Here is a 15,017-nt window from a genome sequence, read left to right as displayed (position 1 = left end):
CGCGCGGCCGGCGGCAGGCCCCCGAGACCGGCCGGTGGCTCGCGCAGGGCGTGGGGCCCATCGACCGCGCGGTGGTCTCTCCGGCCGCCCGGGCCCGCGGCACCTGGGATCTGGTCGCCGCCGAGCTGCCCGTGCCGCCGGAGGTCAGCGTCGACGAGCGGGCGTACGCCGCCACCGGCGCGGAGCTGCTGCGGGTGCTCTCGGAGCTGCCCGAGCAGACGCGCACGGTGGTGCTCGTGGGCCACAACCCGGGGCTGGAGGAGCTGGCCGAGCAGCTCACCGGGGAGTGGGTGCGGCTGCCCACCTCGGCGGTCGCGGTGGTGGCGGTGCCGGGCCCGTGGGCCGACCTGCCCACCACGGGCGCGACCCTGCAGGCCGCAGGCAGGCCCCCGGCGGGGCCCGTTTCTGGCACTCCGCAGGGGTGAGTGCTAACGTCTGACCTGGCACTCTCGCTCGGAGGGTGCCAGCGCGTGCGATGAAGTGCGACCCCCGCGACGGCGTACCTCATGCCGCAGGCTCACCACGTCCGGGAGACCCCCTCGTGGGGCTCCCCCCGTCAGACAACCGCAGAAAGTGGAGGTCGATCCAGCGTGTCGATCAACATCAAGCCCCTCGAGGACCGCCTCGTCGTCAAGCCCCTCGACGCCGAGCAGACCACGGCCTCCGGCCTGGTCATCCCGGACACCGCCAAGGAGAAGCCGCAGGAGGGCGAGGTCCTGGCGATCGGTCCCGGCCGCATCGACGACAAGGGCAACCGGGTGCCGCTCGACGTGGCCGTCGGTGACAAGGTCATCTACAGCAAGTACGGCGGCACCGAGGTGAAGTACGCCGGTGAGGAGTACCTCATCCTCTCCGCCCGCGACGTCCTCGCCGTCGTTTCCTGACCACAGCCATGGGATAGTCCGCCGCGACGCTCAGCTCTGCTGCCGCGGAGGTGAGCCGGTCGCGGCGGACTTCCTGATTTGAGAAAAGGAGCATCGACCCGATGCCGAAGATCCTGGAGTTCGACGAGGGCGCCCGCCGGGCGCTGGAGCGGGGCGTGGACGCCCTCGCCGACACCGTCAAGGTGACCCTCGGTCCCAAGGGCCGCTACGTCGTGCTCGACAAGAAGTGGGGCGCGCCGACCATCACCAACGACGGCGTCACCGTCGCTCGTGAGATCGAGCTGGACGACCCGTTCGAGAACCTGGGCGCCCAGCTGACCAAGGAGGTCGCCACCAAGACCAACGACGTCGCCGGCGACGGGACCACCACAGCCACCGTGCTCGCCCAGGCCATGGTCCACGAGGGCCTGCGGGCGGTCGCCGCGGGCATCAACCCGATGGGCATCAAGCGCGGCATGGACGCCGCCGCGGAGGCCGTCTCCGACGCGCTGCGCGAGTCGGCCCGCGAGGTCGAGACGCGGGAGGACATGGCCTCGGTGGCGACGATCTCCTCGCGCGACAGCCTCATCGGCGAGCTGCTCGCCGAGGCCTTCGACAAGGTCGGCAAGGACGGGGTGATCACCGTCGAGGAGTCCAACACCATGGGCACCGAGCTGGAGTTCACCGAGGGCATGCAGTTCGACAAGGGCTACATCTCGGCGTACTTCGTCACCGACCCGGAGTCCATGGAGGCGGTGCTCGAGGACCCCTACGTGCTGCTGCACCAGGGCAAGATCTCCTCGATCGCCGAGCTGCTGCCGCTGCTGGAGAAGGTCATCGCGGCCGGCAAGTCGCTGTTCATCCTCGCCGAGGACGTCGAGGGCGAGGCCCTGTCCACCCTGGTGGTCAACAAGATCCGGGGCACCTTCAACGCGGTCGCGGTCAAGAGCCCGGCCTTCGGCGACCGGCGCAAGGCGATGATGCAGGACATCGCGGTGCTCACCGGCGGCCAGGTCGTCGCCCCCGAGGTCGGGCTCAAGCTCGACCAGGTGGGCCTGGAGGTCCTCGGCACCGCCCGGCGCATCGTGGTGACCAAGGACAACACCACGATCGTCGACGGCGGGGGTGAGCACTCCGAGGTCCAGGCCCGGGTGCACCAGATCAAGACCGAGATCGAGAACACCGACTCCGACTGGGACCGCGAGAAACTCCAGGAGCGGCTCGCCAAGCTGGCCGGCGGGGTGTGCGTGATCAAGGTCGGCGCGGCCACGGAGGTCGAGCTGAAGGAGAAGAAGCACCGCATCGAGGACGCCGTCTCCGCGACCCGCGCGGCCATCGAGGAGGGCATCGTCGCCGGCGGCGGCTCCGCGCTCATCCACGCCGCCTCGGTGCTCGAGGGCGACCTCGGCCTCACCGGCGACGAGGCGCAGGGGGTCCGCATCGTCCGCAAGTCGCTGGACGAGCCGCTGCGGTGGATCGCCGAGAACGGTGGCGAGAACGGCTACGTGATCGTCACCAAGGTGCGGGAGGCCGGTCGGGGCACGGGCTACAACGCGGCCACCCACGAGTACGGCGACCTGGTCGCCCAGGGCGTGCTGGACCCGGTGAAGGTCACCCGCTCCGCGCTGGTCAACGCCAGCTCGATCGCGGGCATGCTGCTCACCACCGAGACCCTGGTGGTCGACAAGCCCGAGGACGAGGACGAGGCGGCTGCCGCCGGCCACGGCCACGGGCACGGCCACGGGCACTGACCCGTCGCTGCCTTCCCGCCGACCCGTCACATCTGGCCGCCAGACGTGACGGGTCGGCGGTTTCCCGGCGGGTGCGCCGGTCGCCGCGCCGTTAGGATGGTGCCCCGCCGACACGAAAGGCCCTGGCTCGCCCGATGACGCAGCAGCGACCCGACGAGGTGCCCGACAAGTTCGCCGCCCTCGGCCTCACCTACGACGACGTCCTGCTGCTGCCGGGGGCCTCCGACCTGGCGCCGGACGAGATCGACACCACCGGCCGGCTCACCCGGGAGATCTCCCTGAAGATCCCGCTGGTGAGCGCGGCGATGGACACCGTCACCGAGTCGCGGATGGCGATCGCGATGGCCCGCCAGGGCGGGCTCGGCGTGCTGCACCGCAACCTGTCCATCGACGACCAGGCCTACCAGGTCGACCTGGTCAAGCGGACGCAGACGGGCATCATCTCCAACCCCGTCACGATCGGCCCCGACGCGACGCTGGAGGACCTGGACCGGATCTGCGGGGAGTACCGCGTCTCGGGGCTGCCCGTGGTCGACACCGACCAGCGCCTGCTCGGCATCATCACCAACCGGGACCTCAGGTTCACCCCGGTCGCCGAGTGGGGCAGCACCAAGGTCGTGGAGATGATGACCCCGATGCCGCTGGTCACCGGCCCGGTGGGCATCTCGCGTGAGGACGCCACCCTGCTGCTGCGGCGGCACAAGAAGGAGCGGCTTCCGCTCATCGACGACGAGGGACGGCTCGGCGGGCTGATCACCGTGAAGGACTTCGTGAAGTCCGAGCAGTTCCCGCACGCGTCCAAGGACGCCGACGGACGGCTGATGGTCGGGGCGGCGATCGGCTACTTCGGCGACGCCTGGGAGCGCGCCACCCGGCTGGTCGAGGCGGGCGCCGACGTGCTCGTGGCCGACACCGCCCACGGGCACGTGCGGATGCTGCTGGACATGGTGCGCCGGCTGAAGACCGACCCCGCCACCCGCCACGTCCAGGTCATCGGAGGGAACGTCGCGACCCGGGACGGGGCCCAGGCTTTCGTCGACGCCGGAGCGGACGCGGTCAAGGTCGGGGTCGGCCCGGGCTCGATCTGCACCACCCGGGTGGTGACCGGCGTCGGGGCGCCCCAGGTGACCGCGGTGCACGACGCGTGGCAGGCGTGCCGGCCGGCCGGCGTACCTGTGATCGCCGACGGTGGCCTGCAGTACTCCGGGGACATCGCCAAGGCGATCGTGGCGGGCGCCGAGGCGGTCATGGTCGGCTCGCTCCTCGCCGGCTGCGAGGAGTCCCCCGGCGAGCTGGTGCTGGTCAACGGCAAGCAGTACAAGGCCTACCGCGGGATGGGGTCGCTGGGGGCGATGTCCAGCCGGGGCAAGAAGTCCTACTCCAAGGACCGCTACTTCCAGGCCGAGGTCACCGACGACGACCTGATCGTCCCGGAGGGGATCGAGGGTCGGGTGGCCTACCGCGGCCCGCTCGCCGCGGTCGCCCACCAGCTGGTCGGTGGGCTGACCCAGTCGATGTTCTACGTCGGCGCGCGCACCATCCCCGAGCTGCAGGCCAAGGGCAGGTTCGTGCGGATCACGGCCGCCTCGCTCAAGGAGAGCCACCCCCACGACGTGCAGATGACCGTCGAGCCGCCCAACTACGCGGGCCGCTAGGCCGCGCCGCCCGACCAGGGAAACGGAACCGACATGACCGAGATCGAGATCGGCCGGGCCAAGCGCGCCCGGCGGGCCTACTCCTTCGACGACATCGCCATCGTCCCCAGCCGGCGCACGCGCGACCCGGAGGAGGTCAGCCTCGCCTGGCAGATCGACGCCTACCGGTTCGAGCTCCCGGTCGTGGCCGCGCCGATGGACTCGGTGATGTCCCCGGAGACCGCGATCGCGCTGGGACGCTTCGGCGGGCTGGGCGTGCTCAACCTCGAAGGGCTGTGGACCCGGTACGACGACCCGACGTCGCTGCTGGAGGAGGTCGCCGGCCTGCAGGGGGAGCAGGCCACCCGGCGGATGCAGGAGATCTACCGGGAGCCGGTCCGGGCCGACCTGATCGCCCGGCGGCTCGGGGAGGTGCGCGACGCGGGGGTGACCGTCGCCGGGTCGCTGTCCCCCCAGCGCACCAAGCAGTTCGCGGCGACCGTGGTCGACGCCGGCGTCGACATGTTCGTGATCCGCGGGACCACGGTCTCGGCCGAGCACGTCTCCTCCCAGGCCGAGCCGCTCAACCTCAAGGAGTTCATCTACGAGCTCGACGTGCCGGTGATCGTCGGCGGCTGCGCCACCTACCAGGCGGCCCTGCACCTGATGCGCACCGGCGCGGCGGGGGTGCTGGTCGGGTTCGGCGGGGGCGCGGCCCACACCACCCGGACCGTCCTGGGGGTGGCCGTCCCGATGGCCTCGGCGGTGGCCGACGTGGCGGCCGCCCGCCGCGACTACCTCGACGAGTCCGGCGGCCGCTACGTGCACGTGATCGCCGACGGCTCGATCGGCCGCTCGGGCGACATCGCCAAGGCGATCGCCTGCGGCGCCGACGCGGTGATGGTCGGCTCGCCGCTGGCCCGGGCCAGCGACGCGCCCGGCCGGGGGTTCCACTGGGGCGGCGAGGCGCACCACCCGCAGCTGCCGCGGGGGGAGCGCGTGGAGTTCGAGACCGTGGGCACCCTGGAGGAGATCCTGTTCGGCCCCTCCCGCGTCGCCGACGGGACGATGAACCTGATCGGGGCGCTACGGCGCGCGCTGGCCACCACCGGCTACACCGAGCTCAAGGAGTTCCAGCGGGTCGAGGTGGTCGTCGTCTAGCGGCGCCCGCGGTCAGGACACCTGGTCGGCCAGCCAGTCGCCCAGCAGGGCGAGGGTGTCGGGCATGAAGTCCTCCGGCTCCTCCCGCACCGCTACGAGCAGCGCCGCCGGCTCCATCCACTCCCCGTGGACCACCTCCTCGGGCTGCCAGCGGATCAGCCCGTCCCAGGTGACGGTGAAGCAGAAGGCGTGCACCCTGGTGTGCCCGTCGGCGTAGTCACCGGCGCCCAGGTCGACCAGGGCCACGCCGCTGACCCCGAGCTCCTCGGCCAGCTCCCGCCGGGCGGCGTCGGCCGGGTCCTCGCCGGCGGCGACCACCCCGCCAGCGGCGAAGTCCCGCCGCCCGGGGTACAGGTCCTTGGTGGCGCTGCGGCGGTGCACGTAGACCCGGCCGGCCGGGTCACGCACCACGACCGCCGTCGCGGCGTGGCGCAGGTTCTCCGCCCGCATGCGCGAGCGGGGGGCGCTGCCGCAGGGCAGCCCGTGCTCGTCGTACAGCGCCACCTGCTCCTCCACGACCCCATCATGCCCCCGCGCCGGCGAGCGCCCGGGTGGTCGGGGTTGAGCGCGGTCACACGGCGCAGCCCTGCCGAAGGACACCGCGGCGCGACACAATGGGGGCATGACGCAGACCAGTGCCCTCAGCCCCACCGCTCGTGCCGAGTCCCTGGCCGCGTTGCGAGCGACCACCGAGCCCGGAGCCGAGCTGGACGTCCTGGTGGTCGGCGGCGGGATCACCGGCGCCGGGGTGGCGCTGGACGCCGTGACCCGCGGTCTGACCACCGCCCTGCTCGAGCAGCGCGACCTCTCCTCGGGCACCAGCTCGCGCAGCAGCAAGCTCGTCCACGGCGGCCTGCGCTACCTGGAGATGTTCGACTTCGGCCTGGTCCGCGAGGCGCTGGAGGAGCGGGGGCTGCACCTGAACCGGCTGGCGCCGCACCTGGTGACGCCGATCGCCTTCCTCTACCCGCTGCACAAGACGTGGGAGCGGCCGTACGTCGGAGCCGGGCTGATGCTCTACGACGGCATGGCGATGGCCGGGAAGTACTCGATGGGCGTCCCACGGCACCGGCACCTGTTCCGGCGGCAGCTGGCCCGGATCGCGCCGGACCTGAAGTTCGAGGAGATGGCCGGGGCGATCCGCTACTACGACTGCCAGGTCGACGACGCGCGCTGGGTGATGACCATCGCCCGGACCGCCGCCTCGCACGGGGCCCACATCGCCACCCGCACCCAGGTGGTGGGGTTCCTCCGCGAGGGGGAGCGGGTGGTCGGCGTCCAGGCCCTCGACCTGGAGTCCGGGGCCGAGCTCGAGGTGCGGGCGCGGGTGGTGGTCAACGCCGCCGGCGTGTGGACCGACGAGATCCAGGAGATGGTGGGCGGTCGCGGAGCGCTCCACGTGCAGGCGTCCAAGGGCATCCACCTCGTCGTGCCGCGCGACCGGATCCGTTCCGAGGCCGGTTTCATCTCCAAGACCGAGAAGTCCGTGCTCTTCGTGATCCCGTGGGGCCGGCACTGGATCATCGGCACCACGGACACCCCCTGGGACCTCGACAAGGCGCACCCGGCGGCGAGCCGGGCCGACATCGACTACCTGCTCAACCACGTGAACACGATCCTGCGCGACCCGCTCGACCACGAGGACGTGGAGGGCGTGTACGCCGGACTGCGACCACTGCTCGTCGGCGAGGCCGACTCGACCTCGAAGATGTCGCGCGAGCACACCGTGGTCACCCCCGTCCCAGGGCTGATCATGATCGCCGGGGGCAAGCTCACGACGTACCGGATCATGGCCAGGGACGCGGTCGACGCGGCGGTGCCGACGCTGGAGCACCTCACCGGCTCCCGGGTCCGCGACAGCATCACCGACCGGGTGCCGCTGGCCGGTGCGCAGGGCTACGAGGCGCGCACCAACCAGCGGGTCATGCTGGCTCGCCGCTCGGGGGTGCCGGTCGGTCTCATCGACCACCTGCTGGCTCGCTACGGCGGGCTGGTGGACGAGGTGCTGGACCTGATCGCCGGTCGGCCCGAGCTCGCCGAGCCGCTGGCCGGCGCGGAGGACTACCTGGCGGCCGAGGTCGTCTACGCCGTCTCCCACGAGGGCGCCCGGCACCTCGACGACGTGCTCACCCGGCGGACCCGCATCTCCATCGAGACCTTCGACCGGGGGGTCCGGGCCGCGGCCCCGGCCGCCCGGCTGATGGCCGGCGAGCTCGGGTGGGACGAGGACCGCACGGCCGACGAGGTCGACCACTACCTGCGGCGGGTCGAGGCGGAACGGCAGAGCCAGCTGAAGATGACCGACCAGGAGGCCGACGAGGCTCGGGTCAGCGCGCCCGAGATGGTGTGACACGGGTCACCCGGCCCGGCGCTGCGACCTTGGTTACCCAGGGGTAGCAGGCCGCCCAGCGGTCACCTACCCTGGGTGACATGGCCCACACCCCCACCTCGTCGGGTGGTCCGCTGCTCCACGGACCCAGCGACCCCGAGCACGACCCCACCGCCTCCTACGCCCTCGAGCCCGGGTACGTCGACGCCCTCACCAAGCGCATCGTGTCCACCTCCGGCGAGACCGCCGAGGTGCACTCGCCGCTCAACGGCCAGCCGCTGGCGCACATCCCGCAGTCCTCCGACGCCGACGTCGCCGAGGCCTTCGCCCGTGCCCGGGTGGCGCAGGAGGCCTGGGCACGCACCCCGCTCGACGAGCGCGCGGCGGCGCTGCTGCGGCTGCACGACCTCATCCTCGACCGCCAGTCCGAGATCATCGACCTCATCGTGTGGGAGTCGGGCAAGGCCCGCAAGCACGCCTTCGACGAGCCCATGCACGTCGCGCTCACCGCCCGCTACTACGCACGCAACGCGCGCAAGCACCTGCACACCCGGCGCCACGTCGGCGTGGTGCCGGTGCTCACCCGGGTGGAGGTCAACCGGCTGCCCAAGGGGGTCGTCGGGATCATCTCGCCCTGGAACTACCCCTTCACGATGGCGCTGTGCGACGGGCTCCCCGCGCTGCTGGCCGGCAACGCGGTGGTGGCCAAGCCGGACCAGCAGTCGATGCTGTCCGCGCTGCTCGGCGTCGAGCTGCTCGCCGAGGCGGGCTTCCCGCAGGACCTCTGGCAGGTCGTCGCCGGCCCCGGCCGACGGATCGGCCCGCAGCTGGTCGGCAGCTCGGACTACGTGTGCTTCACCGGCTCGACGGCCACCGGCAAGGTGATCGCCCGGGGCTGCGCCGACCGGCTCATCGGGTGCTCCCTGGAGCTCGGCGGGAAGAACCCGATCCTGATCCTGCGCGACGCCGACCTGGAGAAGGCCGCCGAGGGCGCGGTGCGCGCCTGCTTCTCCAACGCCGGCCAGCTGTGCGTGTCGACCGAGCGGATGTTCGTCGCCGACCAGATCTACGACCGGTTCATGGAGCGGTTCGTGGCCCGCACCCAGTCGATGTCACTGGGCGCCAGCATGGACTGGGGCGTCGACATGGGCACGCTGATCTCGCAGGCCCAGCTCGACGGGGTCACGGCGCACGTCGACGAGGCCGTCGCCAAGGGCGCCCGGGTGCTCGCCGGCGGCCGGGCGCGTCCCGACCTCGCGCCGTACTTCTTCGAGCCCACCATCCTCGAGGGGGTCAACCCCGAGATGGCCTGCTTCGCCGACGAGACCTTCGGACCGGTGGTGTCGGTGTACCGCTTCCACGACGAGACCGAGGCCGTGGCCCGGGCGAACGAGGGGCAGTACGGCCTGAACGCCGCGGTCTACAGCAAGGACGGCGCGCGGGCGCGCGCCCTCGCGGCGCAGATCAAGTGCGGCACGGTCAACATCAACGAGGCGTTCGGGGCGACCTTCGCCAGCATCGACTCGCCGATGGGCGGGATGCGGGACTCCGGCCTGGGCCGGCGGCAGGGTACCGACGGCATCTACCGCTACACCGAGCCGCAGTCGGTCGCCACGCAGCGGGCGATCCGGTTCGCGCCGATGTTCGGGATGTCCGACGAGCACTACTCGAAGGTGATGACCGCGAACCTGCGGATCATGAAGAAGCTGGGGAGGGCCTGATGGACTTCGACGTCCTGGTCGTCGGATCGGGGTTCGGCGGGTCGGTCACCGCGCTGCGGCTGACCGAGAAGGGGTACCGGGTCGGGGTGATCGAAGCGGGAGCCCGCTTCGCCGACGAGGACCTCCCGGTCACCTCGTTCGAGACCAAGAAGTACCTGTTCCGGCCCGAGGTCGGCCTCTACGGCATCCAGCGCATCGACGCGCTCAAGGACTGCCTGATCCTCTCCGGGGCCGGCGTCGGGGGCGGCTCGCTGGTGTACGCCAACACCCTGTACGAGCCGCTGCCGGCCTTCTACTGCGACCCGCAGTGGAAGGACATCACCGACTGGCGCGCCGAGCTGGCGCCGTACTACGACCAGGCCAAGCGGATGCTCGGCGTGGTCGAGAACCCGCTGCACACGCCCGCCGACGAGGTGATGAAGCAGGTCGCCGAGGACATGGGCGTGGGCGACACGTTCCACCCGACCCCGGTCGGGGTGTTCTTCGGTGGGCCGGGGCAGCCCTCCCACCGGGTGGTCCCCGACCCGTACTTCGGCGGCGAGGGCCCCGACCGCAACCCGTGCAAGAACTGCGGGGAGTGCATGACCGGCTGCCGGCACAACGCCAAGAACACGCTGGTGAAGAACTACCTCTACCTCGCCGAGAAGAACGGCGCCACGGTCCTGCCGCTCACCACGGTGACCCGGGTGACTCCGCGCGCGGCCGGGGGGTACGACGTCCACGTGCGGTTCACCAAGGCCCGGCCGCGCCGTGCGGCCACCCGGGTGCTGACTGCCGACCAGGTGGTCTTCGCCGCCTCCGCGCTGGGGACCCAGCGGCTGCTGCACCGGATGAAGGACGAGGGCTACCTCCCCGACCTCTCGCAGCGACTGGGGCACCTCGCCCGGACGAACTCCGAGTCGATCCTGGGTGCGATCGCCCCGGACACCGCGGTGGACTACAGCAAGGGCGTCGCGATCACCTCGTCGTTCCACCCCGACGAGCACACCCACATCGAGCCCTGCCGCTACGGCAAGGGCAGCAACGTGATGTCGCTGCTGCAGACGGTGCTCACCGACGGGCACGGGCCCGACCCGCGCTGGAAGACCTGGCTGAAGGAGCTGTGGCGGCACAAGCTCGCGGTGCTCGACCTCTACGACATGAAGCACTGGTCGGAGCGCACCGTCATCGCGCTGGTGATGCAGAGCCGGGACAACTCGATCACCACCTACACCAAGTACTCCAGGATGTTGCGCCGGCGGGTGCTGACCTCGCGTCAGGGCCACGGCGAGCCGAACCCCACCTGGATCCCGATCGCGAACGTCGCGGTGCGCAAGATGGCCGACATCCTCGGCGGCATGCCGGGCGGGTCGATCGGGGAGCCGTTCGGGATGCCGCTCACCGCGCACTTCATCGGGGGCTGCGCCATCGGCGCCGACCAGGACTCCGGCGTGATCGACGCCTACCACCGGGTCTACAACTACCCCGGGCTGCACATCGTCGACGGGTCGGCGATCTCGGCCAACCTCGGGGTGAACCCGTCGCTGACGATCACCGCCCAGGCCGAGCGGGCGATGTCGTTCTGGCCGAACAAGGACGAGGTCGACCCGAGGCCGACGCAGGGCACGGCGTACCAGCGGGTGTCGCCGGTCGCACCGAAGTCGCCGGCCGTGCCGGACGCGGCTCCCGGGGCCCTGCGGCTGCCGATCGTCGGCGTCTCCTAGTCCGGCCGGTCGGCCAGGGGGTACCACAGGTCGTCGACGGCGTAGCGCCGCCCGACGGAGAGGTCGTACTGCACCAGTCGCAGGTCGCGCACCAGCGCGGCCTGCGGCGCGGTGAGCTCGTCGTACCCCACCTCGCGCCCGTCCGGACGCACGACGCCGTCGCCCCGCAGCGCCCCGACCTCGTCGGCCACCCTGCGCAGCAGCTCGTAGTACGGCGGCAGCGAGACCCCGGCACGCTCCATGGCCAGCGGCAGGAACGCCGTGGGGGCGGTGACGCCGAGGTGCCGCGCGGGTCCGCGCTCGGTGGACCAGATGAAGAACGGGGTCTCGAGCATCGCCAGCCCCGGGTTGGCTGCCTGCACCCGGTCGCTGAAGATGCCGGGGAAGTGGTCGCCGAAGAAGACGACCACGGTCGGCTCCCCGGTGTCCTCGAGCTCCTCGAGCAGGCCGGGGAGCGCGGCGTCGGTGTGGCTCAGCCCTCGTGCCCACGCCCCGACCTCGTCGGCCTGCGCTCCGCCCACGCCGGTGACCCCGACCGGGTCGGGGTAGGAGCCGCCCATCGGCACGTGGTTCTGCATGGTGACCAGGTGCACCAGGAGCGGGTCGCGGCTGGCCTCCACCTGGTGGACCACCTCGTGGTAGGCCGACCGGTCGGAGATGAAGGGACTGTCGGCGATCCGGGTCACCTGCTCCAGCCCGGTGTCGTGCACGAAGTCGTCGAAGCCGAAGACCCGGTACACCTCGGGCCGGTGGTACATCTGGGTCGAGTACGGGTGGATCGCGACGGTCCGGTACCCCTGTGACGCGAGCCAGCCCACCGCCGTGGGGTAGTCCGGCAGGCCGGGCAGGAACTGCTGGTAGGGCGTGGTGATCTGCGGCTCGAACAGACCCAGCGACTGGCCGGAGAGGACCTGGAACTCCATCGCGGAGGTCCCTGTGCCGTAGAAGGAGGCCAGGGCCGTCCCGCCCCAGCTCCGTGCGCTCTCGGCCCGGGTGCGGGGGATCGGGTCCTCCGCCAGGGAGATCCCGGCGAGCTGCTGCGGGTCGGCGAACGACTCGCTGAGCACGATCACGACGTTCGGGTCGGGTCGGCCGGCCGGCGACGCGCCGGGGGTCGTCCGGTAGCGGTCCGCGATGCGGGCCATCGTCTCCGGGTCGTAGCCCTCGGGCTGCGCCATCACCACCGACGGCAGGTTGTACAGCGCCCCGCCGACGAACCCGTTGAACTGGTAGTTCTGGAGCTGGTCCCACGGCGCCCAGGTCACGTCGGTGCTCTCGTACGCCGCCCGCCAGACGTTCCCAGGGTGGTTGAAGGACCCCGCCTGGAGCAGCAGCGCGCCGCAGCCCAGCACCAGGAGCACGCGCAGCCCGGTCCACCACCGCCAGCCCCGCGACCCGCGGCGGAGGGGGGCGTAGCGGCGGCCGAGGCGGCGGCCGAGCAGCAGCACCCCCGCGGTGAGCAGGGCGATCGCAGCGGCACCGAGGGCCACCGTCCGGGGGGAGACCATCGAGACCAGGAAGCCCGGCGTGCGGAGGTACTCCACGTCGGCGGGGACCAGCGGCTCGGCCAGGAACGAGAGCTTGGCGAGGTTCGCCGCGCCGAGGACCGCCACGACCGCCAGGCTGATCGCGAAGGCGAACCGGAGGCGCCCGGTGAGGCCGAGCAGGAAGAGCACCACGCACCACACGAAGAGGATCCCCACGGTGATGGCCGGGGTCCACGTGGAGGGGTGGCCGACGCGGAGCGATCCCTCGAGGACGAGGTCGCACAACCCGGCCCACAGCAGCGTCCAGCCGGCCACGAGGCCCGCCGGCATCGGCCCGACCGGCGCGGCGGTGGCCCGGTCCGGTGCTGTCACTCCGCGAGGGTAGTCCGACACCGGGCCCGTCGGGGCGGGAATCGGGGCTTCGCACGGGACGGCCGGTGGCGGTGGCTGGAGGGCGGCTCGCGGCCGGTTAGACTCGCGGCCTGCCGACAGAGAGGCCCGTGGTGACAGAACACGACCTGGTGCTGGTGGTCGACTTCGGGGCGCAGTACGCCCAGCTCATCGCCCGCCGGATCCGTGAGGCCCGGGTCTACTCCGAGATCGTGCCGCACACGGTGCCGGTGTCCGAGATGCTCGCCCGGCGGCCCCGGGCGATCGTGCTGTCCGGCGGCCCCTCCTCGGTGTACGAGGCCGGCGCCCCCCGGATCGACCCGTCGCTGTTCTCCGCGGGGGTGCCGGTGTTCGGGATGTGCTACGGCTTCCAGCTGATGGCCCAGGCCCTCGGTGGGGAGGTGGCCCGTACCGGGGCACGTGAGTACGGCCGGACGCCGGTCACCGTGACCGCTCCCGGCGTGCTGCTGTCCGACGTACCGGCCAGCCACCACGTGTGGATGTCGCACGGCGACTCGGTGGCGGCCGCCCCCGCCGGGTTCACCGTGCTGGCCTCGACCGGCTCCACGCCGGTGGCGGCCTTCGAGGATCTCGACCGGCGGCTGGCCGGCGTGCAGTGGCACCCCGAGGTGCTGCACACCGAGCACGGGCAGCGGGTGCTGGAGCACTTCGTGCACGACATCGCCGGCTGCCGGCAGACCTGGACCATGGTCAACATCGTCGAGGAGCAGGTGGCCCGGGTCCGTGACCAGATCGGAGAGGACGGCCGGGCGATCTGCGGGCTGTCCGGAGGCGTGGACTCGGCGGTGGCGGCCGCGATCGTGCAGCGCGCCATCGGTGACCGGCTGGACTGCGTCTTCGTCGACCACGGTCTGCTGCGCCAGGGCGAGGCCGAGCAGGTCGAGCGCGACTTCGTGGCGGCGACCGGTGTCCGGCTCCACGTCGTGGACGCCCAGAAGCGGTTCCTCGACGCACTGGCCGGGGTGAGCGACCCCGAGCAGAAGCGCAAGACCATCGGCCGGGAGTTCATCCGGGTGTTCGAGGCCGCCGAGGCCCAGGTGCTGGGCGACGCGGCCGCCACCGGGGACAAGGTGGCGTTCCTCGTGCAAGGGACCCTCTACCCGGACGTGGTGGAGTCCGGCGGCGGTGCGGGCGCCTCGACCATCAAGTCCCACCACAACGTCGGCGGCCTGCCCGAGGACCTTGAGTTCGAGCTGGTGGAGCCGCTGCGCACGCTGTTCAAGGACGAGGTCCGGCTGGTCGGCGAGCAGCTCGGCCTCCCGGCCGAGATCGTCTGGCGACAGCCGTTCCCCGGCCCGGGCCTGGGTATCCGGATCATCGGTGAGGTCACCGCCGAGCGGCTGGAGACGCTGCGCGCCGCCGACGCGATCGCGCGCGAGGAGCTCACCCGGGCGGGCCTGGACCGCGACATCTGGCAGATGCCGGTGGTGCTGCTTGCCGACGTCCGGTCGGTCGGGGTCCAAGGAGACGGCCGGACCTACGGCCACCCCGTGGTGATCCGGCCGGTCACCTCCGAGGACGCGATGACCGCCGACTGGGCGCGGCTGCCCTACGACCTGATCGAGCGGGTCTCGACCCGGATCACCAACGAGGTGGCCGAGGTCAACCGGGTCGTGCTGGACGTGACGTCCAAGCCGCCGGGCACCATCGAGTGGGAGTGACCCGTCGCAGTCTGCGACGGGTCAGCGGAGACCATGGAGATCTTGGGCATCCCGCCGGGCCCGCGGGTGGGCGCGGCGTACCGCTTCCTGCTCGACCTGCGCCTGGACCGGGGCCCGATGTCAGCCGAGGAGGCCACTGAGGCCCTGGTCGCCTGGAACGCCTCCCACCCCGGTTGAGTCGCGCCTTCGGTGCGGTTGACTCGCGCCTTGGGTGCGGTTGACTCGCGCCTTGCATCCGCTCCACTTGCGTGCCGCGACCGCTGACACGCCGGTCTGCGGGAGTCGAGCGTCCCGAC

12 protein-coding genes are annotated in these 15,017 nt (G+C 72.0%); 10 read left to right on the top strand and 2 right to left on the bottom strand.

Features of this window, described 5'->3' with window-relative positions; translation table 11 throughout:
- The 5 genes from PLP61_RS08010 to PLP61_RS07990 form a co-directional block, all read left to right on the top strand.
- A partial coding sequence (locus PLP61_RS08010) for a SixA phosphatase family protein (protein ID WP_324502064.1) occupies positions 1–425 on the top strand: 425 nt, incomplete at its 5' end.
- A 165-nt stretch (positions 426–590) separates the two neighbouring features.
- Positions 591–884, top strand: a complete 294-nt coding sequence (gene groES / locus PLP61_RS08005; protein ID WP_324502062.1) for a co-chaperone GroES — start codon at positions 591–593, stop codon at positions 882–884.
- 101 nt (positions 885–985) lie between these two features.
- Complete coding sequence (gene groL, locus PLP61_RS08000; RefSeq protein WP_324502060.1) at positions 986–2,614, top strand: chaperonin GroEL; 1,629 nt, start codon at positions 986–988, stop codon at positions 2,612–2,614.
- Positions 2,615–2,748: 134 nt separating this feature from the next.
- On the top strand, positions 2,749–4,269 hold the full coding sequence (gene guaB, locus PLP61_RS07995; RefSeq protein WP_324502058.1) for an IMP dehydrogenase: 1,521 nt from the start codon (positions 2,749–2,751) through the stop codon (positions 4,267–4,269).
- A gap of 33 nt (positions 4,270–4,302) precedes the next feature.
- On the top strand, positions 4,303–5,409 hold the full coding sequence (locus tag PLP61_RS07990) for a GuaB3 family IMP dehydrogenase-related protein (RefSeq protein ID WP_324502056.1): 1,107 nt from the start codon (positions 4,303–4,305) through the stop codon (positions 5,407–5,409).
- A 12-nt stretch (positions 5,410–5,421) separates the two neighbouring features.
- On the opposite strand, the gene PLP61_RS07985 is transcribed toward PLP61_RS07990, so the two are convergent.
- The gene (locus PLP61_RS07985) at positions 5,422–5,925 is read right to left on the bottom strand and encodes an NUDIX hydrolase (RefSeq protein ID WP_324502054.1); all 504 of its coding nucleotides are present in this window, start codon (positions 5,923–5,925) and stop codon (positions 5,422–5,424) included.
- Between the two features lie 106 nt (positions 5,926–6,031).
- On the opposite strand from PLP61_RS07985, the gene PLP61_RS07980 reads away from it, so the two are divergent.
- From PLP61_RS07980 to PLP61_RS07970, 3 genes are all read left to right on the top strand, one after another.
- A complete protein-coding gene (locus tag PLP61_RS07980; protein WP_324502052.1) occupies positions 6,032–7,759 on the top strand; it encodes a glycerol-3-phosphate dehydrogenase/oxidase in 1,728 nt (575 codons plus the stop codon).
- An 80-nt stretch (positions 7,760–7,839) separates the two neighbouring features.
- Positions 7,840–9,459, top strand: coding sequence for a succinic semialdehyde dehydrogenase (locus PLP61_RS07975; RefSeq protein WP_324502050.1), 1,620 nt, complete (start codon positions 7,840–7,842; stop codon positions 9,457–9,459).
- On the top strand, positions 9,459–11,162 hold the full coding sequence (locus PLP61_RS07970) for a GMC family oxidoreductase N-terminal domain-containing protein (RefSeq protein WP_324502049.1): 1,704 nt from the start codon (positions 9,459–9,461) through the stop codon (positions 11,160–11,162). The genes PLP61_RS07975 and PLP61_RS07970 overlap by 1 nt, the downstream gene beginning before the upstream one ends.
- Here PLP61_RS07970 and PLP61_RS07965 read toward each other — a convergent pair.
- Entirely contained in the window at positions 11,159–13,021 is a 1,863-nt protein-coding gene (locus tag PLP61_RS07965; protein WP_324502047.1) for an LTA synthase family protein, read from the bottom strand. The two genes, PLP61_RS07970 and PLP61_RS07965, sit on opposite strands and share 4 nt — an antisense overlap.
- 131 nt (positions 13,022–13,152) lie before the next feature.
- Here PLP61_RS07965 and guaA point away from each other — a divergent pair, with 131 nt between their 5' ends.
- Positions 13,153–14,721: a glutamine-hydrolyzing GMP synthase gene (guaA, locus tag PLP61_RS07960; RefSeq protein WP_502888993.1), complete on the top strand. Its 1,569-nt coding sequence runs from the start codon at positions 13,153–13,155 to the stop codon at positions 14,719–14,721.
- A gap of 33 nt (positions 14,722–14,754) precedes the next feature.
- The gene (locus tag PLP61_RS07955; protein WP_502888992.1) at positions 14,755–14,898 is read left to right on the top strand and encodes a hypothetical protein; all 144 of its coding nucleotides are present in this window, start codon (positions 14,755–14,757) and stop codon (positions 14,896–14,898) included.
- The last annotated feature ends 119 nt before the right edge of the window (positions 14,899–15,017 follow it).

The sequence above is a fragment of the Nocardioides sp. genome (assembly GCF_035429765.1).
In the GTDB taxonomy this organism is placed as follows: domain Bacteria; phylum Actinomycetota; class Actinomycetes; order Propionibacteriales; family Nocardioidaceae; genus Nocardioides.
The sequence above is the reverse complement of the archived record's forward strand: the minus strand, read 5'-3'. Positions and strand labels throughout refer to the sequence as shown.